The organism is Pseudomonas sp. Sample_10 (genome assembly GCF_004321495.1).
In the GTDB taxonomy this organism is placed as follows: domain Bacteria; phylum Pseudomonadota; class Gammaproteobacteria; order Pseudomonadales; family Pseudomonadaceae; genus Aquipseudomonas.
This window is the reverse complement of the sequence record NZ_RCOE01000034.1, coordinates 41,079-61,333: the sequence shown is the minus strand read 5'-3', so window position 1 is coordinate 61,333 and position 20,255 is coordinate 41,079. Positions and strand designations below refer to the sequence as shown.

The 20,255-nt window shown below is 60.9% G+C and carries 19 protein-coding genes; 9 read left to right on the top strand and 10 right to left on the bottom strand.

Going from position 1 to position 20,255, the window contains the following annotated elements:
- The first annotated feature begins 111 nt into the window (after window positions 1-111).
- The 9 genes from D8U18_RS02495 (at window position 112) to D8U18_RS02460 (ending at window position 7,052) form a co-directional block, all read left to right on the top strand.
- On the top strand, window positions 112-1,434 hold the full coding sequence (locus D8U18_RS02495) for an MFS transporter (protein WP_056855536.1): 1,323 nt from the start codon (window positions 112-114) through the stop codon (window positions 1,432-1,434).
- Window positions 1,435-1,586: 152 nt separating this feature from the next.
- The gene (gene araD1, locus D8U18_RS02490) at window positions 1,587-2,579 is read left to right on the top strand and encodes an AraD1 family protein (protein ID WP_130906785.1); all 993 of its coding nucleotides are present in this window, start codon (window positions 1,587-1,589) and stop codon (window positions 2,577-2,579) included.
- A 10-nt stretch (window positions 2,580-2,589) separates the two neighbouring features.
- Window positions 2,590-4,170: an aldehyde dehydrogenase (NADP(+)) gene (locus D8U18_RS02485; RefSeq protein ID WP_056855534.1), complete on the top strand. Its 1,581-nt coding sequence runs from the start codon at window positions 2,590-2,592 to the stop codon at window positions 4,168-4,170.
- A 130-nt stretch (window positions 4,171-4,300) separates the two neighbouring features.
- Entirely contained in the window at window positions 4,301-4,639 is a 339-nt protein-coding gene (locus D8U18_RS02480; protein WP_131106938.1) for a DUF5629 family protein, read from the top strand.
- Window positions 4,632-5,801: a lactonase family protein gene (locus D8U18_RS02475; RefSeq protein ID WP_131106937.1), complete on the top strand. Its 1,170-nt coding sequence runs from the start codon at window positions 4,632-4,634 to the stop codon at window positions 5,799-5,801. Before D8U18_RS02480 ends, D8U18_RS02475 begins: the two co-directional genes overlap by 8 nt.
- Window positions 5,802-5,956: 155 nt before the next feature.
- Window positions 5,957-6,136 carry a hypothetical protein gene (locus tag D8U18_RS02470; RefSeq protein WP_019650041.1) on the top strand — a complete coding sequence of 60 codons (180 nt, stop codon included), beginning with the start codon at window positions 5,957-5,959 and terminating at the stop codon, window positions 6,134-6,136.
- A 208-nt stretch (window positions 6,137-6,344) separates the two neighbouring features.
- Window positions 6,345-6,470 (top strand): hypothetical protein, encoded by a 126-nt coding sequence (locus D8U18_RS29200; RefSeq protein WP_256590244.1) that lies wholly within the window; start codon window positions 6,345-6,347, stop codon window positions 6,468-6,470.
- A gap of 115 nt (window positions 6,471-6,585) precedes the next feature.
- The gene (locus D8U18_RS02465; RefSeq protein ID WP_056855531.1) at window positions 6,586-6,798 is read left to right on the top strand and encodes a hypothetical protein; all 213 of its coding nucleotides are present in this window, start codon (window positions 6,586-6,588) and stop codon (window positions 6,796-6,798) included.
- The gene (locus tag D8U18_RS02460) at window positions 6,795-7,052 is read left to right on the top strand and encodes a hypothetical protein (protein ID WP_131106936.1); all 258 of its coding nucleotides are present in this window, start codon (window positions 6,795-6,797) and stop codon (window positions 7,050-7,052) included. The genes D8U18_RS02465 and D8U18_RS02460 overlap by 4 nt, the downstream gene beginning before the upstream one ends.
- A 105-nt stretch (window positions 7,053-7,157) precedes the next feature.
- On the opposite strand, the gene D8U18_RS02455 is transcribed toward D8U18_RS02460, so the two are convergent.
- The 10 genes from D8U18_RS02455 to D8U18_RS02410 form a co-directional block, all read right to left on the bottom strand.
- Window positions 7,158-7,754 carry a glutathione S-transferase gene (locus D8U18_RS02455; RefSeq protein ID WP_131106935.1) on the bottom strand — a complete coding sequence of 199 codons (597 nt, stop codon included), beginning with the start codon at window positions 7,752-7,754 and terminating at the stop codon, window positions 7,158-7,160.
- A complete protein-coding gene (locus D8U18_RS02450) occupies window positions 7,751-11,392 on the bottom strand; it encodes an AAA family ATPase (RefSeq protein ID WP_131106934.1) in 3,642 nt (1,213 codons plus the stop codon). Before D8U18_RS02450 ends, D8U18_RS02455 begins: the two co-directional genes overlap by 4 nt.
- Window positions 11,389-12,633, bottom strand: coding sequence for an exonuclease SbcCD subunit D C-terminal domain-containing protein (locus D8U18_RS02445; protein WP_056855603.1), 1,245 nt, complete (start codon window positions 12,631-12,633; stop codon window positions 11,389-11,391). The genes D8U18_RS02450 and D8U18_RS02445 overlap by 4 nt, the downstream gene beginning before the upstream one ends.
- Before the next feature lie 54 nt (window positions 12,634-12,687).
- Window positions 12,688-14,328 carry a BatD family protein gene (locus tag D8U18_RS02440; protein WP_130905661.1) on the bottom strand — a complete coding sequence of 547 codons (1,641 nt, stop codon included), beginning with the start codon at window positions 14,326-14,328 and terminating at the stop codon, window positions 12,688-12,690.
- Window positions 14,325-16,061: a VWA domain-containing protein gene (locus D8U18_RS02435; protein ID WP_056855525.1), complete on the bottom strand. Its 1,737-nt coding sequence runs from the start codon at window positions 16,059-16,061 to the stop codon at window positions 14,325-14,327. The genes D8U18_RS02440 and D8U18_RS02435 overlap by 4 nt, the downstream gene beginning before the upstream one ends.
- Window positions 16,058-17,137 carry a VWA domain-containing protein gene (locus D8U18_RS02430; protein ID WP_131106933.1) on the bottom strand — a complete coding sequence of 360 codons (1,080 nt, stop codon included), beginning with the start codon at window positions 17,135-17,137 and terminating at the stop codon, window positions 16,058-16,060. The genes D8U18_RS02435 and D8U18_RS02430 overlap by 4 nt, the downstream gene beginning before the upstream one ends.
- Entirely contained in the window at window positions 17,130-17,624 is a 495-nt protein-coding gene (locus D8U18_RS02425) for a DUF4381 domain-containing protein (RefSeq protein WP_056855523.1), read from the bottom strand. The genes D8U18_RS02430 and D8U18_RS02425 overlap by 8 nt, the downstream gene beginning before the upstream one ends.
- Window positions 17,621-18,565, bottom strand: a complete 945-nt coding sequence (locus D8U18_RS02420) for a DUF58 domain-containing protein (protein WP_056855522.1) — start codon at window positions 18,563-18,565, stop codon at window positions 17,621-17,623. The genes D8U18_RS02425 and D8U18_RS02420 overlap by 4 nt, the downstream gene beginning before the upstream one ends.
- Before the next feature lie 5 nt (window positions 18,566-18,570).
- On the bottom strand, window positions 18,571-19,530 hold the full coding sequence (locus D8U18_RS02415) for a MoxR family ATPase (protein WP_003218556.1): 960 nt from the start codon (window positions 19,528-19,530) through the stop codon (window positions 18,571-18,573).
- Window positions 19,531-19,820: 290 nt separating this feature from the next.
- A complete protein-coding gene (locus D8U18_RS02410; RefSeq protein WP_130905658.1) occupies window positions 19,821-20,174 on the bottom strand; it encodes a hypothetical protein in 354 nt (117 codons plus the stop codon).
- Window positions 20,175-20,255: the final 81 nt, after the last annotated feature.

Genomic DNA, 20,255 nt, shown 5'->3' with positions numbered 1-20,255 from the left:
GAGTAAATAGTATTACTATATAGTCATTTTCAGCGGAGGGATGGTCCTGGCGATTTGTCGCGAGAGGCGTCCCCCGAGGTTCTATAAAAACAACAATCGGAGACCGATCTCATGAGCCAGGAACTGCGGCTTATTCGTCGCATCACGCTGAAACTGATTCCCTTCCTGATCCTGCTGTACCTGATCGCCTATGTGGATCGCTCCGCAGTGGGCTTCGCCAAATTGCACATGGGCGCCGACATCGGACTGGGCGACGCGGCCTACGGTCTCGGTGCAGGGCTGTTCTTCATTGGTTACTTCCTGCTGGAAATCCCCAGCAACCTGATGCTCGACCGCTTCGGCGCGCGGCGCTGGTTTGCGCGGATCATGGTCACCTGGGGTGCAATCACCATTGGCATGGCGTTCGTCCAAGGGCCGAACAGCTTCTACGTCATGCGGTTTTTGCTCGGTGCCGCCGAAGCGGGTTTCTTCCCTGGCGTTCTGTACTACATCACCCAGTGGTTCCCGGTTCGCCATCGCGGCAAGATCCTCGGGCTGTTCATCCTGTCCCAACCCATTGCCATGATGATCACAGGTCCCGTGTCCGGCGGCTTGTTGGGCATGGACGGTGTGCTTGGGCTGCACGGCTGGCAGTGGCTGTTCATCGTTATCGGCGCCCCGGCGATCCTGCTGACCTGGCCCGTGTTGCGCTGGTTGCCTGACGGCCCTCAGCAAGTGAAGTGGATGGACCAGGCGGAAAAGGACTGGCTGACCGGCGAACTGAAAAAAGACCTCGAAGCGTACGGCCAGACCCGTCATGGCAACCCTTTGCATGCCCTCAAGGACAAGCGCGTGTTGTTGTTGGCGCTGTTCTACCTGCCGGTGACCTTGAGCATTTATGGCCTCGGTTTGTGGTTGCCGACGTTGATCAAGCAGTTCGGCGGCAGCGATCTGGTGACCGGGTTCGTGTCATCGGTGCCGTACATTTTCGGGATCATCGGCTTGTTGATCATTCCACGCAGTTCCGACCGATTGAATGATCGCTACGGCCATCTGGCGGTGCTCTATGTACTGGGCGCCATCGGCCTGTTCCTCAGTGCCTGGCTGTCGGTGCCAGTGCTGCAACTGGCAGCACTGTGCCTGGTGGCGTTCGCGCTGTTCTCCTGTACGGCGGTGTTCTGGACCTTGCCGGGCCGGTTCTTCGCCGGGGCCAGTGCGGCGGCGGGGATTGCGCTGATCAACTCGGTGGGCAACCTCGGCGGTTACATCGGCCCGTTCGTCATTGGTGCGCTCAAGGAATACACCGGCAACCTGGCTTCCGGCCTGTATTTCCTGTCGTGCGTGATGGTGTTCGGGTTGATCTTGACTGGCGTGGTTTACCGCTTGCTGGAGCGCAAGCATGTGCTGCCGGCGGATGAGTTTGCGGCCAGTGCACGTGGCGCGACCCGTACCTGACACAAAACCGGAAATCACCACCCCCCCTGTGGGAGCGGGCTTGCCCGCGATAGCAATTGATCTGGCACATCAATGTTGAATGTGCAGCCGTCATCGCGGGTAAGCCCGTTCCCACAGGGAACTGTAGTGTTTGGAATAACAGGAGAAATTTCATGCGTTTGGTTCAATTCGAATTAAGTAACGGCGAACGCCGCGTTGGTGTGGTCGAGGATGGCCTGGTGTGCGAAGTGCAAGACGCCCGCACCGTTCGCGACCTGGCCCTGGCGGCTATCGAGGCAGGCGTTGGCCTTGAGCAACAAGTACAAGCCTTGGGCCTGGGGATCAGCCACGATTACGCGCAACTGCTGACACAACTGCGCATCCTGCCACCGCTGGATCACCCGGACCCTGCGCACATGCTGGTCAGCGGCACCGGCCTGACCCACTTGGGCAGCGCCTCGGCCCGGGACAAGATGCACCAGCAGGCCGGTGACGAAGCGGCGATGACCGACACCATGCGCATTTTCAAGTGGGGCGTGGAGGGCGGTAAACCCGCCGCAGGTCAGGCGGGTGTACAACCGGAATGGTTCTACAAGGGCGACGGCAGCATCGTTGTGCGTCCCGGCCAGCCATTCCCGTTGCCGCCGTTTGCCGAAGACGCCGGTGAGGAACCGGAACTCAGCGGCCTGTATGTCATCGGCCATGACGGCAAACCGTATCGCCTCGGTTTCGCCGTGGGCAACGAATTCTCCGATCACGTCATGGAGCGCAAGAATTACCTTTATCTGGCCCACTCGAAACTGCGCAGTTGCAGTTATGGTCCGGAGTTGCGGGTCGGTGAATTGCCCCAGCATCTGGCCGGCACCAGCCGAATCCTGCGCGACGGCGAAGTCCTGTGGCAGAACGAGTTCCTCAGCGGCGAAGCCAACATGTGCCATAGCCTGGCAAACCTTGAGTTCCACCATTTCAAATACAGCCAATTCCTGCGCCCGGGGGATGTGCACATTCATTTCTTCGGCACTGCAACGCTGTCGTTTGCCGATGGCGTGCGCACGCAACCGGGGGATGTGTTCGAGATCAGCCAGGCGGAATTCGGCGCGCCGCTGATCAATGGCATCGCACCGGTTGCAGCAGCGTTCGAGCCCGGCACCGTTGGCACACTTTGAGGAATATTGAATGTCCCTGATTCTTGGTCACAACTACATCGGCGGCCAGCGCAGCGCGTTGGGTAGCGTCAAGCTGCAGAGCGTCGACGCCGAAACCGGCGAGGCATTGCCCCATGATTTCATCCAGGCCACGCCGGAGGAAGTCGATACCGCCGCCAAGGCTGCCGCTGCCGCGTTCCCGGCTTATCGCAGCTTGAGCGCAGAGCGGCGCGCGCAGTTTCTGGACGCGATTGCCTCTGAGCTGGATGCGCTGGGTGATGATTTCGTCTCTCTGGTTTGCCGCGAAACGGCACTGCCGGCAGCGCGGATCATCGGCGAACGGGGCCGCACCAGTGGGCAGATGCGTCTGTTCGCCAACGTGCTGCGTCGCGGCGATTTCTACGGTGCGCGTATCGACAAGGCACTGCCGGACCGTCAACCGCTGCCGCGTCCCGACCTGCGCCAGTACCGTATCGGTCTCGGCCCGGTGGCGGTATTCGGCGCTAGTAATTTTCCCTTGGCGTTCTCGACTGCCGGTGGCGACACCGCGTCGGCATTGGCTGCCGGTTGCCCGGTGGTGTTCAAGGCCCACAGTGGCCACATGGCAACGGCCGAGCACGTCGCTGACGCGATCATCCGGGCGGCGGAAAAAACCTCGATGCCGGCCGGTGTGTTCAACATGATTTATGGCGGTGGGGTCGGCGAAGCGCTGGTCAAGCATCCGGCGATTCAGGCGGTGGGCTTTACCGGGTCGCTCAAGGGCGGTCGGGCATTGTGCGATATGGCCGCGGCGCGCCCTCAACCGATTCCGGTGTTCGCCGAAATGTCGAGCATCAACCCGGTGATCCTCCTGCCCGAGGCGTTGCAGGTGCGTACCGAGACCATTGCCCGTGAGCTGGCGGCCTCGGTAGTGCAAGGTTGCGGCCAGTTCTGTACCAATCCGGGGTTGGTGATTGGTATTCGCTCGCCTCAGTTCAGCGCGTTCCAAAAACTGCTGGCCGATGTGATGGCGGATCAGCCGGCGCAAACCATGCTCAATGCCGGGACGCTGGCCAGCTACGGTAAAGGCCTGCAAAAGCTCCTCGATCATCCGGGCATCGAGCAACTGGCGGGTCAACCGCAGCAGGGACGTCGGGCGCAACCCCAGTTGTTCAAGGCTGATGTCAGTTTGTTGATCAACGGCGATGAAGTACTGCAGGAGGAAGTGTTCGGGCCGACCACCGTCGTTGTCGAAGTGGCGGATCAAGCGCAGCTGAGCGCTGCGTTGAACGGCCTGCACGGTCAACTGACAGCGACCATCATCGGCGAACAGGCGGACTTCCAGCAGTTCAGCGAACTGACGGCGTTGCTGGAACTGAAGGTCGGTCGAATCCTGCTCAATGGCTATCCGACGGGTGTCGAAGTGTGTGATTCGATGGTCCATGGCGGACCGTATCCGGCGACCTCGGATGCCCGCGGCACGTCAGTGGGCACCCTGGCGATCGATCGTTTCCTGCGCCCGGTATGTTTCCAGAACTACCCGGACAACCTGCTGCCGGATGCCCTGAAAAATGCCAATCCGTTGCGCATTCAGCGGCTGGTGGATGGCAAGCCATCGCGCGAGGCCATCTAACGACCGGGTTCCCTGTGGGAGCGAGCTTGCTCGCGATGACGGTGTATCAGCCAACGCAATTGTTGGCTGACATACCGTCATCGCGAGCAAGCCCGCTCCCACAGGTTTGTGTGGAACAATCATCAAGGGCATGAGCTATCATTGCGTTTTTCCCATTCAAAGATCGACTGCCATGACAGCTGCAACCGACACCTTGCTCAACGCCCTCGAACACTGCGGGATGGTGGAAATCAATGGGCTGCATGCCTTCGAATTCGCCCTCGATGAGGACGACAATCTGCACATCGAATGCATGGATGGCCGCAATGCGTTGCACTGGGAGTTCACCCCGGCGCAGATCCAGGCCGCGACGTTCGACGCCACACTGCAAAGCTGGCTGATCAGCGATAACAACGGCGAACACCGACTGGTGTGCCTCGGCGATGTCGTCAGTGGCGACAACGACGACGATGAACCTGCGGATGAATAAGCTGTGGCCACTGTTAATCGCCGGCAGCATGGGCGCGATGGGCGTTCAGGCAACGTGGGCCGATGATTATCAATTGCTCGTGGGTTCGTACACCGGTGGGCAGAGCCACGGCATTTACCGGCTCAATTTTGACAGCGCAACCGGGCAGATCGCCGCCAGGCCCTTGCAAGTCATTCAAAGCGAAAACCCGTCGTGGCTGACCCTTTCCAAGGATCAGCGGCACCTGTTTGTGGTCAACGAAAACGGCCCGGGCCAGAAAGATCCGGTTGGGCGTGTCAGCAGCTACTCGATTGACCCGAAAAGCCAGGCACTGAGCCTGATCAATCAGGTGCAGAGCCTGGGCAATGAGCCGACGCATTCGAGCCTGAGCAACGATGCCAGCCATTTGTTCGTCAGCAATTATTCGGTGGCCGAAGACCCGGGCGGGACCCTGGCGGTGTTGCCGATCGGCGCTGATGGCGCGCTCAAGCCCGTGGTGCAGATGAGCAGTCACCCGGCCAGTCGGGTCAATGCCGAGCGGCAGATGTCAGCGCACGTGCATTCGACGGTTCCATCGCCCGATGGCAAGTTCGTGTTCTCCAATGACCTGGGTGCGGACAAGGTTTTTGTCTACCGTTTCGACCCAAAGGCCAATCCGCAACTGCCGTTGACCCCGGCCACGCCAGCTTTCGTCCAGCTACCGCCCGGTAGCGGTCCGCGTCATCTGCTGTTCAGCGCCGATGGCAACCACGCTTGGTTGACCATGGAAATGAGCGCCCAGGTCGCCGTGTTCGACTACCGCGATGGCAAGCTTGAACAAACGCAGCTCGTTGAGCTGGCAGCCGGTCAGCCGGTTACCGACAAAGCCGCTGCTGCGCTGCACAGCTCGGCCGACGGCAAATTCCTCTACGTCAGTAACCGTGGCACCGCCAATCAGTTGCTGGTGTTCGCCATCGACCCGGCGACCGGCCATCTCAAGGAGCTGCAACGCCGAGCGGTGGAGGGCGATCATCCGCGTGAATTCAGCCTCGATCCAAGCGGCAAGTTCGTGCTGATCGCCAACCAGAAAAGTAACCAGATTGTCGTCATCGAACGCGACGCCAACACCGGTTTGCTGGGCAAGACCGTACAAAAACTGCCGATGGACGCCCCGAGCGACCTCAGGTTTTTGCTGCGACAATAGGCCGCAGTCCCCGGTTTGCGGGGCCTGCGTCTTTCTATCAATGAGGCTGATATGTGGTAATGCTACAAAGCATTTCAAGGCCTCGTTCTTCGAGGGTTAAGTTTGCTTCACGGCCCCACCGGGCATGCAAGCCAACTGACTTCGAGGAATACAGCATGAACTTCAATCTCTTCTCCGTAATCGCCGCGTCCGCCATCTCTGCCACCGTGGCTCTGCCAGCCAGCGCCAACGTTGAAATCAGCGACAAAAAATCCCACACCCAGAGCTACACCCAGAAATACTTGCAACAAAGCGCTAACTTCTACGCCGCGCTGGATCACAAAACCCAGCACTGAAATTTCCTTTCTGCTGCCTTTATGCAGGAGCGAAGTCACTTGCCGATCGAGGTTCAACCACTCGAAAAGCGCTGAAGTGATGTCGCTCCTGCATAACGCATTTACGACAGCATCAAATTGCCATCAAGGTATCGCTTGATATCATCTGGCCAGCGGTTTAAATTTGGCGCGAATTTATTGACTCCTTCCCAAGAAAAGGATCGACAATATGGCGATGCGTCTGGCCGTGGTTTTGCTGTTTCTCTATTCGACCCCGATTCTGTCAGCGGCAGAGCCGATTTCCGGCGAGCCTGACGCGGCCCGCGAGCGCATGATCAGTTTTATTGAAGACTGAGATAGTCTGGCTTAATGATCAACGAAGTTGATATCTGGTATAGACGAGACTCGTTGGTTCTTGGGGCTGTTTTGATTGAATCTGTGGACTCTGAAACATGTCCACGGAGTTCATCATGGCCCACGCAATCATCACTTCCGCCAAACGCGGCGCCTATGTGGCTATCGGTCTTTACCTGGTCATGGTGCTGGTTGTCAGTCTTTCGCCGCAGTCACAACAAACCTACGAAGCGCCGATTCAGGTCGCCCATCCTGGTATCCAGTTTGAACACCGCGCCCAACAGGCAATGGTCGATCAAGCTGACCTCGCAGGAGTCGGCGGAGCATGAACAGATGCAAACTCTTGGTCATCGCCTTCCTGGCTTTCATCACCAATGGATTTTCCTTGCTGGGGATCGGGCAAGGTTCGATAGGTGGTGTAGCGCGGGCCATCGAAGCTAACCACAACATTGCGCGTAACATCGACATCGCCAAGGGCATGGGCCTGCTGGCCGGTAATCCGCCAGTCGAACCTGAAAGCAGTTTTTTCGGGCCGTTCCAGGTCGATTGCTCGGTGATCGGAATGTGCGAAGTATTGGCCTGATTCCTTGAAACACCACCGTCCTTGTAGGAGCAAGGCTTGCCCGCGATGTTTTTTTGCGTCCTTGACGGCCCCATCGCGGGCAAGCCTTGCTCCTACAGGTATCGGTTACTTCTTCATGATTGAAGTGAACAGGTCTGACTCCAGAAACCGTTGCAGCCACGCCTGTAAATGCCGATACGGCGTCTGCGCGAACCAGTCGCGATCGACATGGGCGAATTGCCGTATGAACGGCATCAGCGCCACATCGGCCAGGCAGGGGTGTTGCGCCAACAAGTAGTCGCGACGCTCCAGCAGTTGATCCAGCTTGTGCAAAAACTGCGAGCCCTCGGCGCGATAGGTTTCCATCGGTTGCTCGGGGTAGCGTTCGGCGTACTTGTAGCGATTGAGATGAATTTTGAACGACTGATCGTTTTCCGCGATCAGCTCTGCGACTCGCAACTGCCCTTGCGGATCATCCTTGAGCAGCCAGTCCTGCGGATCGTTTTGTGCCAACGCCCAACGCATGATGTCCAGGCTTTCCTCGATCACTTGGCCGTCGACGCTGAGCACCGGCACCGTGCCTTTGCTCGATAGCGCGAGCATCTCTGGCGGCTTGGCCTTCAGGCTCACTTCGACGATGTCCACGGCAACGCCGGCGTAGCGCAAGGCCATGCGCGCACGCATGGCGTATGGGCAACGTCGGAACGAATACAGCGTACTCATTTCACCTCCAGCGTGCTGAGACCGTTGCCTTGGCGGCGCACCTGAATCTGCACCGGAATGCGCTCATGCATTTCCTGCACATGGGAAATCACCGCAACCTTGCGACCTTGCGCCTGCAAGCCGTCGAGCGCGTCCATGGCCAGTTGCAGCGACTCGGGGTCCAGACTGCCGAAGCCTTCGTCGATGAACAGCGATTCGATTTTCAAGGTGCTTGAAGCCATTGAGGCGAGCCCAAGCGCCAGGGCCAGCGACACCAGGAAAGTCTCGCCACCCGACAGCGAATGCACCGAGCGCAGTTCGTCACCCATCTCGGTGTCCATCACCAACAGGCCGAGCATGCTGCCGCCACGCTTGAGGCGATAACGGCGCACCAGTTGCCGCAGTTGCACGTTGGCGTGGTGCACCAACAGGTCGAGGTTGTAGGCCTGGGCGATCTTGCGGAAGGTGTCGCCAGTGGCGGAACCGATCAGAGCATTCAGGCGCGCCCAGCGCTGGAACTCGGCGTAGGCCTTGGCAATTTGCTCGGCCAGCGCCTGATTGGCATTCTGCCGTCGCTGATCTTCGGCTTGCTCGGCGCGCAGTTCGGCGCATTGTTGCTCGCTGAGGTTGAATTGACCTTGCAGGTCGGCGAGGGCGCCGGCGAGTTGTTCGGCATCGAGATTGCCGTTGTGCAGCGCTTGATGGTCGGCCAGACGCTGGTCACGTTCCTGCAGCAGTACCTTGGCCTGCTCAACGGCTTTTTCGTTGTGCTGCAAGCGCTGACGCAGTTCGCTGACCTGAGTGTCATCGACACGCAGCAGGTCTTCGAGACCGCCGTCGTCCAACTCAGGATGACGCGCGCGCCACTCGGCGATTTTGCCCGTCAGCTCGCGGTCTTCGTTTTCCAGGATCTGCTGACGCTCCTGTTGTGCTTTCAACTGCGTAACGATCTGCACACATTGCGTGCGCACGTTCTGCAGTGCCTGGGCCGTTGAGTTTTCGGCGTTGCGCGCCTGTTCCACAGCCTGTTCGAGCTGCTGCTGCCAGTGCTCGGCGCTGCCGTGTTCACCCAGCAGCTGCGCGAGTTTCGCCTGGCTGGCCTGTTGCTGGGCGGCCAGTGCGTTGAATTGCTGTTGGGCGCTTTGCAACTGTTGCGCGCGGCTGAGCTGGCGATCCTGTTCCTTCTCCAGCATTTGCTGGCGTTGCTGCTGTTCGGTCAACTCTTCTTTGTGCTGATCGGCTTGCGCCAGGCGCTCGGCAATTTGCCGATCCAGCTGCAGGAAGGTCGCCGCAGGCTCGACGCGCAGGGCTTCCAAGGTGTCTGCCGGTAGCAGGCTGGCGAACGCGCTGAGTTCCTCATCGAGTCGCTGACGGTCGCTGCTCAGTTCCCGTTGTTGATCGCTCAGGTGCTGCGCCGCTTGCTGATGCGCGGTTTCGGCGTTGCGCAGTTGCTGGGTCAGACGCGCCGCGTCCTGTTGCAGGGTGAGCAGGGCGCTCTGGCGTTGCTCGTCCTGGGTGATGCTCTGGTTCAATTGCTCGTTTTGCCGGGCCAGCCAGGCGTCGCGCTTGTCGGCGTCCTGATTGAGCAACGTGGTTGCCAGCGGATGCGCTTCAAGGCTCGGCGTCAGCGCCTGAAGCTGGGCGGTCAATTGCTCCTGTTGTTGCAACAGCTCTTTCTGTCGGGCGATCACGCCACCGACGTCGGCGCGCAACTCGGTGAGTTTTTCCTTGAGCCGATCCACCGCTTGCTGCGCGCTGGCCTGTTCGGATTCATCATGACGGCCGAGGCTTTGCAGCAGGGCCTGCGGCTGATGATACGGATGCTCGTTGCTGCCACAGACCGGACACGGCTGGTCATCCTGCAACTGCGTGCGTAGCTCTTCGACACTGGCGCTGCGAGCCAGACGCTGACGCTCGAGCAGTTCACGGGTGACGTTGAGGGTTTGCTCGGCGACGCTGAGTTCGGCTTTGGTCTTCACCCCGTCCTCAGTCAACCGCTCGCGCTCCAGTTGCGCATCGAGCAGGCGCTGATGCAGCTCGGCGCCGTGTTTTTCCAGCGCTTGCTGACTGGCCCAGAGCCGCGTCAGGTCTTCGACGGCACGCAGCTGTTTACGATTGTCCTGCAGCAGATTGCCGAGGATGCCGATTTGCTCGGCGACGGCTTCGGGCTCGGCGCCAGCCTCTTTGAACAACACTTCCAATTGTTGCTTTTGCTCGGCCAGCGCTTGGGCGCTGTGCGCGGCGCTCCGTTCGAGGCTGGCCAGTTCGGCCTGGCCCTTGTGCAGGCGATTGCCGATCAACATCAGTTGTTGCAAGCGGTCGCGATAGGCATTCCACGCATCGCTCAGCGGCGCCAGAGAGGCGCTTTGTTCCAGCTCGGCGGCAATCTTTTGCAGGCGCTCGGCGACCTGAACCTGTTTTTCCTGCAACGCCTGAATCGCGCTCTGGCCTTCGGTGCAGGCCTGCTCGGCAGCTTGTCGGGTTTCGGCGCTGAGGGCGGTGTCCCTGGCGAGGCGGGCGAGGGTGCTTTGCTCTTCAAAGGCCTGACGCAACAGCGGGGCGCTTTCGCTGTGTCGCTGCTGCGCTTGGCTCAGGGCAATTGTTGCCGACTCGAGCGCCTGCTCCAGTTGCGTCTGCCGCTGGTTGAGTTCGCCGTGCTGGCGAGTGTGCTCGGCAATTTGTTCGGCCAGCGGCGTCAGTTGCGCATCGAGCCCAGTCTTGCGGGCGAACTGGTGTCGTTGCGGGGCGAGTTGTTCAAGGCGCGTGAGTTTCAGGCGCTCGCCGGCCAGAGCTTCCCACGTTTGCTGCGCACTGTGCAGTTGCTCGGCGGCGGCTTGCTGCGCATCTTGCAACTGACGCAAATCCTTGAGCCAGCCATGCTGTTGTTCCAGTTGTTTGAGCTGTGCCTGTTGCAGCTTCAATTGTTGCTGGGCGGCGTTGAAGCGCGAATCCAGTTCGGCCCGGTCTTCAGGAGACAGCGGCGTGACACCGCTGGCCTGATCCTGCAACAGCTTGTGGGCTTCGCGGGCTTCCTTGGCCTTGTCGAAGGCGCGGCGACCGAGGCGGGTGTAGAGCGCGGTGTCGGTGAGCTTTTCCAGCAGTTCGCTGCGGTCGTTGTCATCGGCCTTGAGAAAGGCACTGAACTCGCTCTGCGCCAGCAGCACGGCGCGGGTGAACTGTTCGAAATTCAGGCCCAGGGCGGCTTCGAGCTGGCTTTTGTATTCGCCTTTCTGGCTGGCCAGCAGTTGATCCTGATCGATATCGCGCAGGCTCTGGCGGCTGGCTTGCAACTTGCCACCGGCCTTTTCCCGGGCGCGGTTGGCCTCCCAGCGTGCGCGGTAGCGACGACCATCGACCCCGACGAAATCCACTTCGGCATAGCCTTCGCCAGTACCACGGCGCAGCAAGGTGCGCGGGTCACCGGTGCCGATTTCGCCATCGGCATCGGGCACCTTGGCGTCGCGTCCGGTGTTGTTCAGGCGCGGTACGGCACCGAACAGGGCCAGGCACAGGGCGTCAAGCAAGGTGCTTTTACCGGCGCCGGTCGGTCCGGTAATCGCGAACAAACCGGCGCTGGCCAACGGTTCGGCGGTGAAATCGATTTCAAACGGGCCGGCCAGGGAGGCAAGGTTTTTCAGGCGGATCGCGAGGATCTTCATGGTTGTTCGCTCTCCAGCTGTACGTCTTGCAATAGCTCGGCAAAGTCTTTGAGCGTTTGTTCGTCAACCTCACTGCCGTAGCTGTCCTGCCAGGCACGGCGGAACAGTTCCTGAGGTGTGAGCTGGTCGAGCTCGATCAAGGCGTCGCCCTCGTCGGCGCCTTCGCGGTTGCCGTTACCCGCGTATTCGGCGGCGATTCGCACCAGACGCACGGCCTTGCCTTGCAGCGCGGTTTCGATTTGGTTGCGCAGGTCTGGCTGCGGCTCGTCCAGACGAACCCGCACTTCAAGCCAGGGTTGGCGTTGGTAGTCGGCCAGCAGATCGATATTGGGCAGATCGGCCAGTTGCAGGAGGATTTCTGCCAGAGGCGCCGGGCCAATGCGTTGCAGATTGACCGCACGGGGGATCAGTCTCGGTTCAACGCTGACCAGGGTTTCGCCATCGAGCGTGATGTCGAGAATCTGGTGTTGATAGCCGATCTCGGAGAACGACAGCGGGATTGGCGAGCCGCTGTAGCGAATACGTTCTTCACCGTTGACCTTCTGCGGTTTGTGCAGGTGGCCCAAGGCAACGTAGCTGATACTCGGCCCAAACAGGCTGGCGGGCAGGGCTTCGGCATTGCCGATGATCAGGCTGCGCTCGGAGTCTTCCGAGACCGAACCGCCGGCCATGTGCGCATGGCTGATGGCGATCAGCGCCTGGCCCTTCTTGCGTTTGGCGTTGGCTGCCTCGATCAGCCATTCATGAACCTGTCCGATGCCGCGCAGATAATTGTCGCCCAAGTGCGGGCCGGTGACTTCGGCAGGCCGCAAGAACGGTAGCGCCAGGCACCAGGCGACGGTTTTACCTTTTGCGTTCGGCAGCGGTAACAGCAAACGTTCGGCGTCGAGTTGCCCGTCGTCCAGCCACAACACGCGGCCCAACGCATGAGTGCGCAAACGGCGCATCAACGGCGCGGGCAATTCGATCCGTGAACCGGAATCGTGGTTGCCGGCAATCATCACGATGGTCAGCAACGGTTGCTGCTCGTGGGCGCTGACGATGAAGTCGTAAAGACGTTCCTGGGCTTTGACCGGTGGGTTGACCGTATCGAAGATATCGCCGGCGATCAGCAGCACATCCGGTTGCTGCAGTTTGAGCTGGCGCAGCAGCCAGTCGAGAAAACAACCGTGCTCGAAATCGCGATCCTGGCCGTGCAGGTTCTGCCCGAGGTGCCAGTCGGAGGTGTGAAACAAGCGCATGACAAATTCCATACAGAAGCTGTGGCCATGTGAGGTGTGACCACGGCTTTTTGATTATTTGGGATAAAGCGGCGGCAAGCCGCTGTCAGCTACCGGGTCCTGGACCCGTTCGGCTATCGGAATGGTGCGAATCACCCGCCACAGTTCTTCACCTTGCCAATGCTGGCCGGTCTCGCTGTAGAGCGCGCCGTTCAGACCGTCGAGCGCGTCGGACAAGGGGACGAAGCGGGCGGCCATGTCGGCCAGGGTTTCCGGTTGTTGCCTGGCCCAGGCGTCGAGGGCCTGGCGGGTGGCGTGGGGGTCGTTGGCCTGGCAGGCACGCTTGAGGTCGTCGAGCACGGTGCGCGGGCTCGGGCCGGTTTGCGCGGCGCGCAGGATTGCCGGTTGCCAGCGCGCCCGCCACCACAGGCCGAAGCCGAGCAGGGTGGTACAGGCCAGAATCAGCGTGCTGAGTTGCCAGCGCCACAGCGTTTCGCTGTCGGCGGTGGCATTGGTCGGGGCAGTGCCGGCCGGTGTATCGACCATCAGGCTTGGATTGGCCGCCACTTGCAGGGTTCGGGCGGGCAGGCTGGTGTGTTCCAGATGATCTTCAAAGGTGTTCCACCAGACCACTTCAACCGACGGCAATTCGATCGAACCGCTTCGGGACGGAACCAGCGCTTCACGGTCTTCGCGACTGCCAACCAGGCCGCGTTCACTGTTCTGGTTGCCCAGCACCGGCTGATCCGGATAACGGCGCAAGCCGCTGACTTCGGTACCCGGCAGCGGCGGCAGTTGCGAGCTGGACAGCCCTTCGGCGGTGACTTTAAGGCTGCGCGTCAGCGAGTCGCCGACCTGGACATGTTCCGGCTCCGGGCTCCAGCTCTCGCTCAGGCTCAGGCTGCGCGCCGGCAGCCACGGCAGGTCGGCAGGGTAGGTGATGGGTTTGGCCTTGACTGTCAGCAGGAGTTCGCCGGAGCTGACACGCATGAGTTTTCCCGACTTCGGCGCTTGGGTCGAGGCGTCCTTGGCGGGCTGCGCGTCCACCAGGGCAGCGTTGAAAATCTGCCCCGGAATGATCAGTTCGCCGCTGTGCTGCGGATAGATCGCGTAGCGCATTTCAATAACGCCGTGGCGCACACCGTTGATGTCTTTTTCGTAGGTGCGCGATTCGCCGAGCTGTTCGATGCGCGTATCGGGAATCTGCAGCGGGGGCAAGCTGCTGTCGTCGTACAGCGGCACCGAATGGTAGATGCGCAAGGTCAGGATCGCCTGGGCTTGCACGTAGACGCTGGTTTGATCGAGGCTGGCGTCGATGAACACCGCGGCCTGTTTGCTCGGATTGTTCTGGCTTTCGCTCGCGACCACTTGCACGGTAATCGGTTGGCTCTGCGCGTCACCGAGCGTCAATGGCGGAATTTCCACGCTGCCGTTCTGCAATGGCAACAGCGTGACAATCCAGCGGGTGGTCGCGCGATTGTCGCCACTGAGCGTGTTCAATTGGTTGACCTGGCGTGTGCCTCGGACTTCGAACAGCGGCTCCAGCGGCGTCAGGTCAGGTTTGCCGAATTGGGTGACGTCGTTGGATTCCAGGGTCAGCTCGACCGTCTCGCCAGAGTTCAGGCGCGCGCGATCGACACTGGCGACCAGCTCGGCTGCCTGGACCTGCGAAGTGCAGACCAGCAAGGCGATGGTGAAAGCGGTGAAGCGGGTCATCGAGTTTTTCCCTGATCCTGATGTTGTTGCTGTTCGTACCAGAATTTGCGCCTGAGCAATTCTGCCGGGTCGTCCGGAATCTGCCGCAGCCATTGCTCCAGTGCCTGTTGCTGCTCGCCTTCGATGCTGTCGCTGGCCGGGCGCATGGGCGGTGTAGTGTGCTGTTCGTCACCCAGCTCGCTGCCCGGGACTTCGTTGGCGCCGGGACGCGGAGGCAGGGTCGACGGTTGCTCGGTATCGCTGGCCTGATGATCGGTGGCTTTCGGTTCGCCATTGCTCAACGGTTGAGCCTGGGTGCCGGGCGGTGTTTCCTGCTCATTGACCTGGGGCGTTGCGTTGGCGGTGTTGTCCGGTTCGGCTGCAGCCGGGGATACCTTTTGCTTGAGCAGACTTTCCACCAGTGCCTTGTTGGTCAACGCCGGACGCAAATCCGGTTGCCGCTCGAGGGCCTGTTCGTAAGCATCCAGCGCCGCCTCCAGTTCACCACTTTTAGCCAGGGCGTTGCCACGATTGTAGTGGGCGTGGGCGTCGTTGCCTTCGGCGAAACGCTGGGCGGCCCCAGTGTAATCACCGGCCTCATAGAGGGCCACGCCTTGCCATTGGTGATCGGCAAAGTGTTGCGCGGCTTGCGCCGGGCGGTTTTGCTTGAGCAAGTGCAAGCCCTGTTGGTCGGGGCGCAACCACAGGTCCTGGAATTCAAAGGCTTGGCTGGGCTGTGGCAGTGCCAGCAACAACGGCAGGCACAACAACCAGCCACGGCGACCAGCGCAAGCCGCCAGAAGCAATAGCGGCAACAACAGCCAATAACCCTGATCGGCCCAAGTATCCAGGCGCAAGGTCTGGCCATCGTTACGCAAGTTGCGTGGGCCATCGAGCAAACCGAGGGCACGCAGATCCGCGTCGCCCAGGCGTGCATGGCGATAGCGCCCGTCCAGATCTTTGGCAAAGGCTTTCAGTCCGGGGTCATCCAGATGCGGCACCAGAATGGCGCCCTGTTCGTCCTTGAGAAAACTGCCGTCCTCCTGAGTGATCGGCGCGCCTTCGGCGGTGCCGACGCCAATCATCAGCCATTGTGTTGATTTGCCACTCAGCGCGCGGCGGATGCCTTCGCGTTCGGTTTCCGTGAGGGATGAGCCGATCATCAGGATCCGACCGTCTCCCAGCGCTGCTTGCTCCAGCAATGCGAGGGCCTTGGCTACCGCCAGATCAGCGCGGTGGCCGGGTTCCGGCATCAGCGACGGCTTGAGTGCATCCAGCAAGTTGCGGCTGGTCGACAGGTCGTCCGACAACGGCACCAGCGTGTGGGCGCTGCCGGCATAGACGACAATGGCGGTCTGCGCATCGCTACGGTATTGCAGCAGGTCAAACAGCTTGCGCCGGGCTTGTTCCAGGCGGTTGGGCTGGACGTCGGTGGCGAGCATTTCCGGGGTCAATTCAAGGATGACCACCAGCGGATCGGCAGGTTTCTGGCTGAGTTGTTCTACTCGCGACCAGCTCGGGCCGAGCAGCGCGAAAACCGTCAGTAGCCACGCCACACCCAGCGCGACCCAAGGTAATTTACTGTCGCGGCCATTGCCACCACTGAGCAGCGCCGCGTGAAAGGCTGGCGGCAGGATCATCTGCCAGCGGCCGGCGCGCTTCTGCCGGTGCCAGAGCTGCCAGAGCAGCCAGCCTAGCAATGGCAACAGCAGCAACCACCCTGGGCGGAACCAATACGGCCAGAGCGCGCTCATCGGCGTCTCCGCAGGCGCAGGCGTTTAAGACGCTGGCGCCAGTCAGGTAGTTGCGTTTGCAAAAACAGATCCTTGGTAAACAGCCGTTGAAGAGGGTTGTCCGGCCAGAGTTCGCGTGCCACCAATAAAATGCTCAATAACAGCGCAATCGCCAACGGCCAGTGATACAACGCCTGGGCTGGACGAGCCTGGGTCGGTTGCTGGGTCACGGGCTCCAGTTGATCGAGGGTAGCCTTGATGGCCTGCAACTCCTTGCCATCACGTGCGCGGAAATACTGGCCGCCGGTAGCTTCGGCGATGGACATCAGGGAGGGTTCATCAAGATCCAGGCTTGGGTTGATGCCGAGAAAACCCAAGGTGCCGCTTTGTTCCGGGTCTGCGCCGATGCCGATCGGATAGATTTTCACCCCTTCCTTGGCCGCCAGTCGCGCCGCCGTCAGCGGATCGATCTCGCCACCGTTGTTGGCGCCGTCAGTGACCAGGATCAGTACCCGGCTTTGGGCCGGCCGTTGGCGCAGGCGTTTGAGGCCCAGGCCAATGGCGTCGCCGATGGCGGTGTTCTTGCCGGCAATGCCGATGCGCGCCTCATCGAGCCAGACACGCACCGTGTGCCGATCAAAGGTCAGCGGGGCCTGAAGGTAAGCCTGGCTGCCGAACAGGATCAGGCCGACCCGATCGCCCTCGCGGCTTTCCAGGAAGTCGCCGAGCAAATGCTGGACCAGCGTCAGGCGGCTGACGTCCTCGTCCTGCCATTGCATGTCGGGGTAGTCCATGGAACCGGAGACGTCGACCGCCACCAACAGATCCCGGCCACTGGCGGCAATCGGCAGCGGGTCGCCGAGCCATTGCGGGCGCGCGGCGGCGGTCAACAACATCAGCCACAACAGCAGGAACGGAGCCTGTTGGCGCCAGGCTGGCAGATTGGCCCGGGCGCGACGCCCAGCCAGGCCTTCGAGGTCGTTGAGGAAGCTGACTTTGAGCGCCGGTTCGCCACTGTCGGCCACCGGCAACACGATGCGCATCAGCCACGGCAAGGGCAGCAGGGCAAAAATCCACGGCCAGGCGAACTCAAACATGTTTGCGAATCCAGGTTTCAACCGCCTGGGTCAGGCCGGCGATGGCCTTGTCGTCGAGCTTGCATTCGGGCTTGTAGGCGCCTTCGACCAGCACCATCCAGCGGGTCAGGCCGGCAGCCGGGCAGCGGTTGTCGAGGAATGCCAGCCATTTGCGGCCATTGAGGGTATGGCTCTGGCTGTAAGGGTAGTGGTTGCGGCAAAGACGCTTGAGCAAGCCGTTGAGTTGCTGCAACCAGGCGCCGGCCGGAGCACCGTCGTAAGGCTTGGGCATCAGCGCCAGTTCGGCCAGCGCGGCGACGCGTACCGGGTCCAGCGGTTGTTCGGCACGCACGACGGGGCGTTTGTTGGGAATGAATCGGCGCAGCTTCCACACGCCGAAACCAATGATCGGCAACAGCAACAGCAAGAACCACCAGCCCGGCGCAGGAGGCCAGAATCCGATCTGGGGCGGAGAGATCAGTGGTTGCAGTTGATCGAGACCGTTCATCGGCCTTTTCCTGGTTTCTGCGGGTTCAAGTATTCGCGCAGCTGTTCGACCATTTCGCTTTGGGTGCTCAAGGGCATCAGCAATACCCGCAGCTTTTGCGCGAGCAATTCCCAGCGGGCGATGCGGCTTTCAGCCTGGGCACGGTAGGTCTGACGCAGATCGAAGTTGAGCGTGTCGAGCTCCAGTTGTGCGCCGCGTTCAGCAAAGCGCAGCAGCCCGGCTGCAGGCAGGGCATGATCCAGCGGGTCGGAAAGAGGCAGCAGCAACAGATCACAATGGCGCGACAACAGGCTCAGCTGTTGTTCGGCGCTTTCCGACAAGGCGCGCTCATCGCAAATCACGATCGCCAGGCTGCCGGGGCGCAATACCTCGCGGGCGCGGCGCAGGGCAATGCCGAACGCGTCGCGATCCGGCTCGCTTTCGGTGTGCAGCGACTGATTGACCCGTACCAGGCGGTTGAGCAATTGCAACAGGCTTTGTTTGCTGCGGCGGGGCTTGATTTCGTAGTGCTCGTTGTCGCCGAACACCAGACCGCCGACCCGGTCATTGTGGCCCAGTGCGGCCCAGCCGATCAGCGCTGCGGCCTGGGCGGCGAGCACCGATTTGAACATCAGGCCCGAGCCGAAAAACAGTCGGCGGCTTTGCTCGACCATGATGAAAATCGGCCGCTCGCGTTCTTCATGGAACAGTTTGGTGTGTGGTTCTTGCGTTCGGGCGGTGACGCGCCAGTCGATGGTGCGCACGTCGTCGCCGGCCTGATAGACCCGCACCTGATCGAAATCCACCCCACGCCCGCGCAGCTTCGAGTGGTGCAGGCCAATCAGCGGGCTGCGTTGGCTCGGCGTGGAAAACAGCTGCACTTCACGCACGCGATGGCGCATCTCGATCAGCTCGGCCAGCGTGACGCGGATGCCCGGTTGAGACGGCAGGAGGGCGTTCATCGGACTCAAGCGACAGCTACGACGTCGAGAATCCGCTGGACCACTCGGTCCTGATCGATGCCAGCGGCTTCGGCTTCAAAGGAGAGAATGATGCGGTGACGCAGCACATCGAACAGTACCGCCTGAATGTCTTCCGGGCTGACGAAGTCGCGCCCGGCAAGCCAGGCGTGGGCGCGGGCGCAGCGGTCGAGGGCAATCGAGCCGCGAGGGCTGGCGCCATAGGCGATCCATTCGGCCATCTCCGGGTCGAATTTGGCCGGGGTGCGGGTGGCCATGACCAGTTGCACCAGATATTCCTCCACGGCGTCGGCCATGTACAAGCCGAGGATTTCCTTGCGTGCGGCGAAGATCGCCTGTTGGCTGACCCGGCGTTCGGGTTTGGTTTCACCATTCAACGCTTCGCCACGGGCCTGTTGCAGGATGCGGCGTTCGACGGCGGCATCCGGGAAGCCGATTTTCACGTGCATCAGGAAGCGGTCGAGCTGCGCCTCAGGCAGTGGATAGGTGCCTTCCTGCTCGATGGGGTTTTGCGTGGCCATCACCAGGAACAGCGGCGACAACTCGTAAGTACTGCGCCCGACACTGACCTGGCGCTCGGCCATGGCTTCAAGCAGCGCCGACTGAACCTTGGCCGGAGCACGGTTGATTTCGTCCGCCAGCACCAGATTGTGGAAGATCGGGCCTTGCTGGAACACGAAGCTGCCGGTTTCCGGGCGATAGATCTCCGTTCCGGTGATATCGGCAGGGAGCAGGTCGGGCGTGAACTGGATGCGATGGAACTGAGCCTCGATGCCTTCGGCCAATTCCTTGATGGCCTTGGTCTTGGCCAGGCCAGGCGCGCCTTCTACCAGCATGTGGCCGTCGGCAAGCAAGGCGATAAGCAAGCGCTCGATGAGTTTTTCCTGGCCGAGAATCTGCGTTGAAAGAAAGGTTCGCAGCGCCAGCAGCGCTTCACGATGTTCCATCGATGACTGTTCCTGGAAATGGATGGCCGAGAGCGTGCGTAATACGCCAAGGCTGGGGGCGTTACTTTAATCCATCGCGGGGGGCGGCGACTAACGGCATTTGTGCAAAGCGCGGGAAATACCGGGGCGCATTGGTGGTTTTTTGTAGCAGGGGAGTGTTGGACCGGCAGTTCCGGCCCCATCGCTGGCAAGCCAGCTCCCACAGTGATCGCTGCGTTGCATAAATTGCCTGCACGCCGCTAAAACCTGTGGGAGCTGGCTTGCCAGCGATTGGGCCTGTCCAGACGCCATCAAATCTGGCTGATATAGGTGCCAGTGCCGTCCAGAATATTCTTCAAGGTCAGCTCGACCTCGGCCATATCGACCATGTCCGGATTGAAGGTGATCTCCAACACATCATCCCCATTCAACGCATCGGCATCCGCCGCGGCGATTTCAATCTTCAGCAGGCTAGGGCTGAGGGTGACTTTTACCCCGTCCAGCGTCGATGGCTCGCCATCGAGGGTGATTTCCAGCTCATCCTCGTCCGGATAACGGCTCATCAGGAACATTTCGCCCTTTTCGCTGTGGCAGCAGAGCATGGCCATGTTGTCTTCTTCGTCATCGCATGGGTTGACGATCAAGAGGGCGGTTGTCATTTGCATGGGGCAATTCCTGGCTGAACGAGCGTGATAGGCGCGATAGAGAGCGATTTTGCCAGCACACGCACAATTATGCTCGTCCGA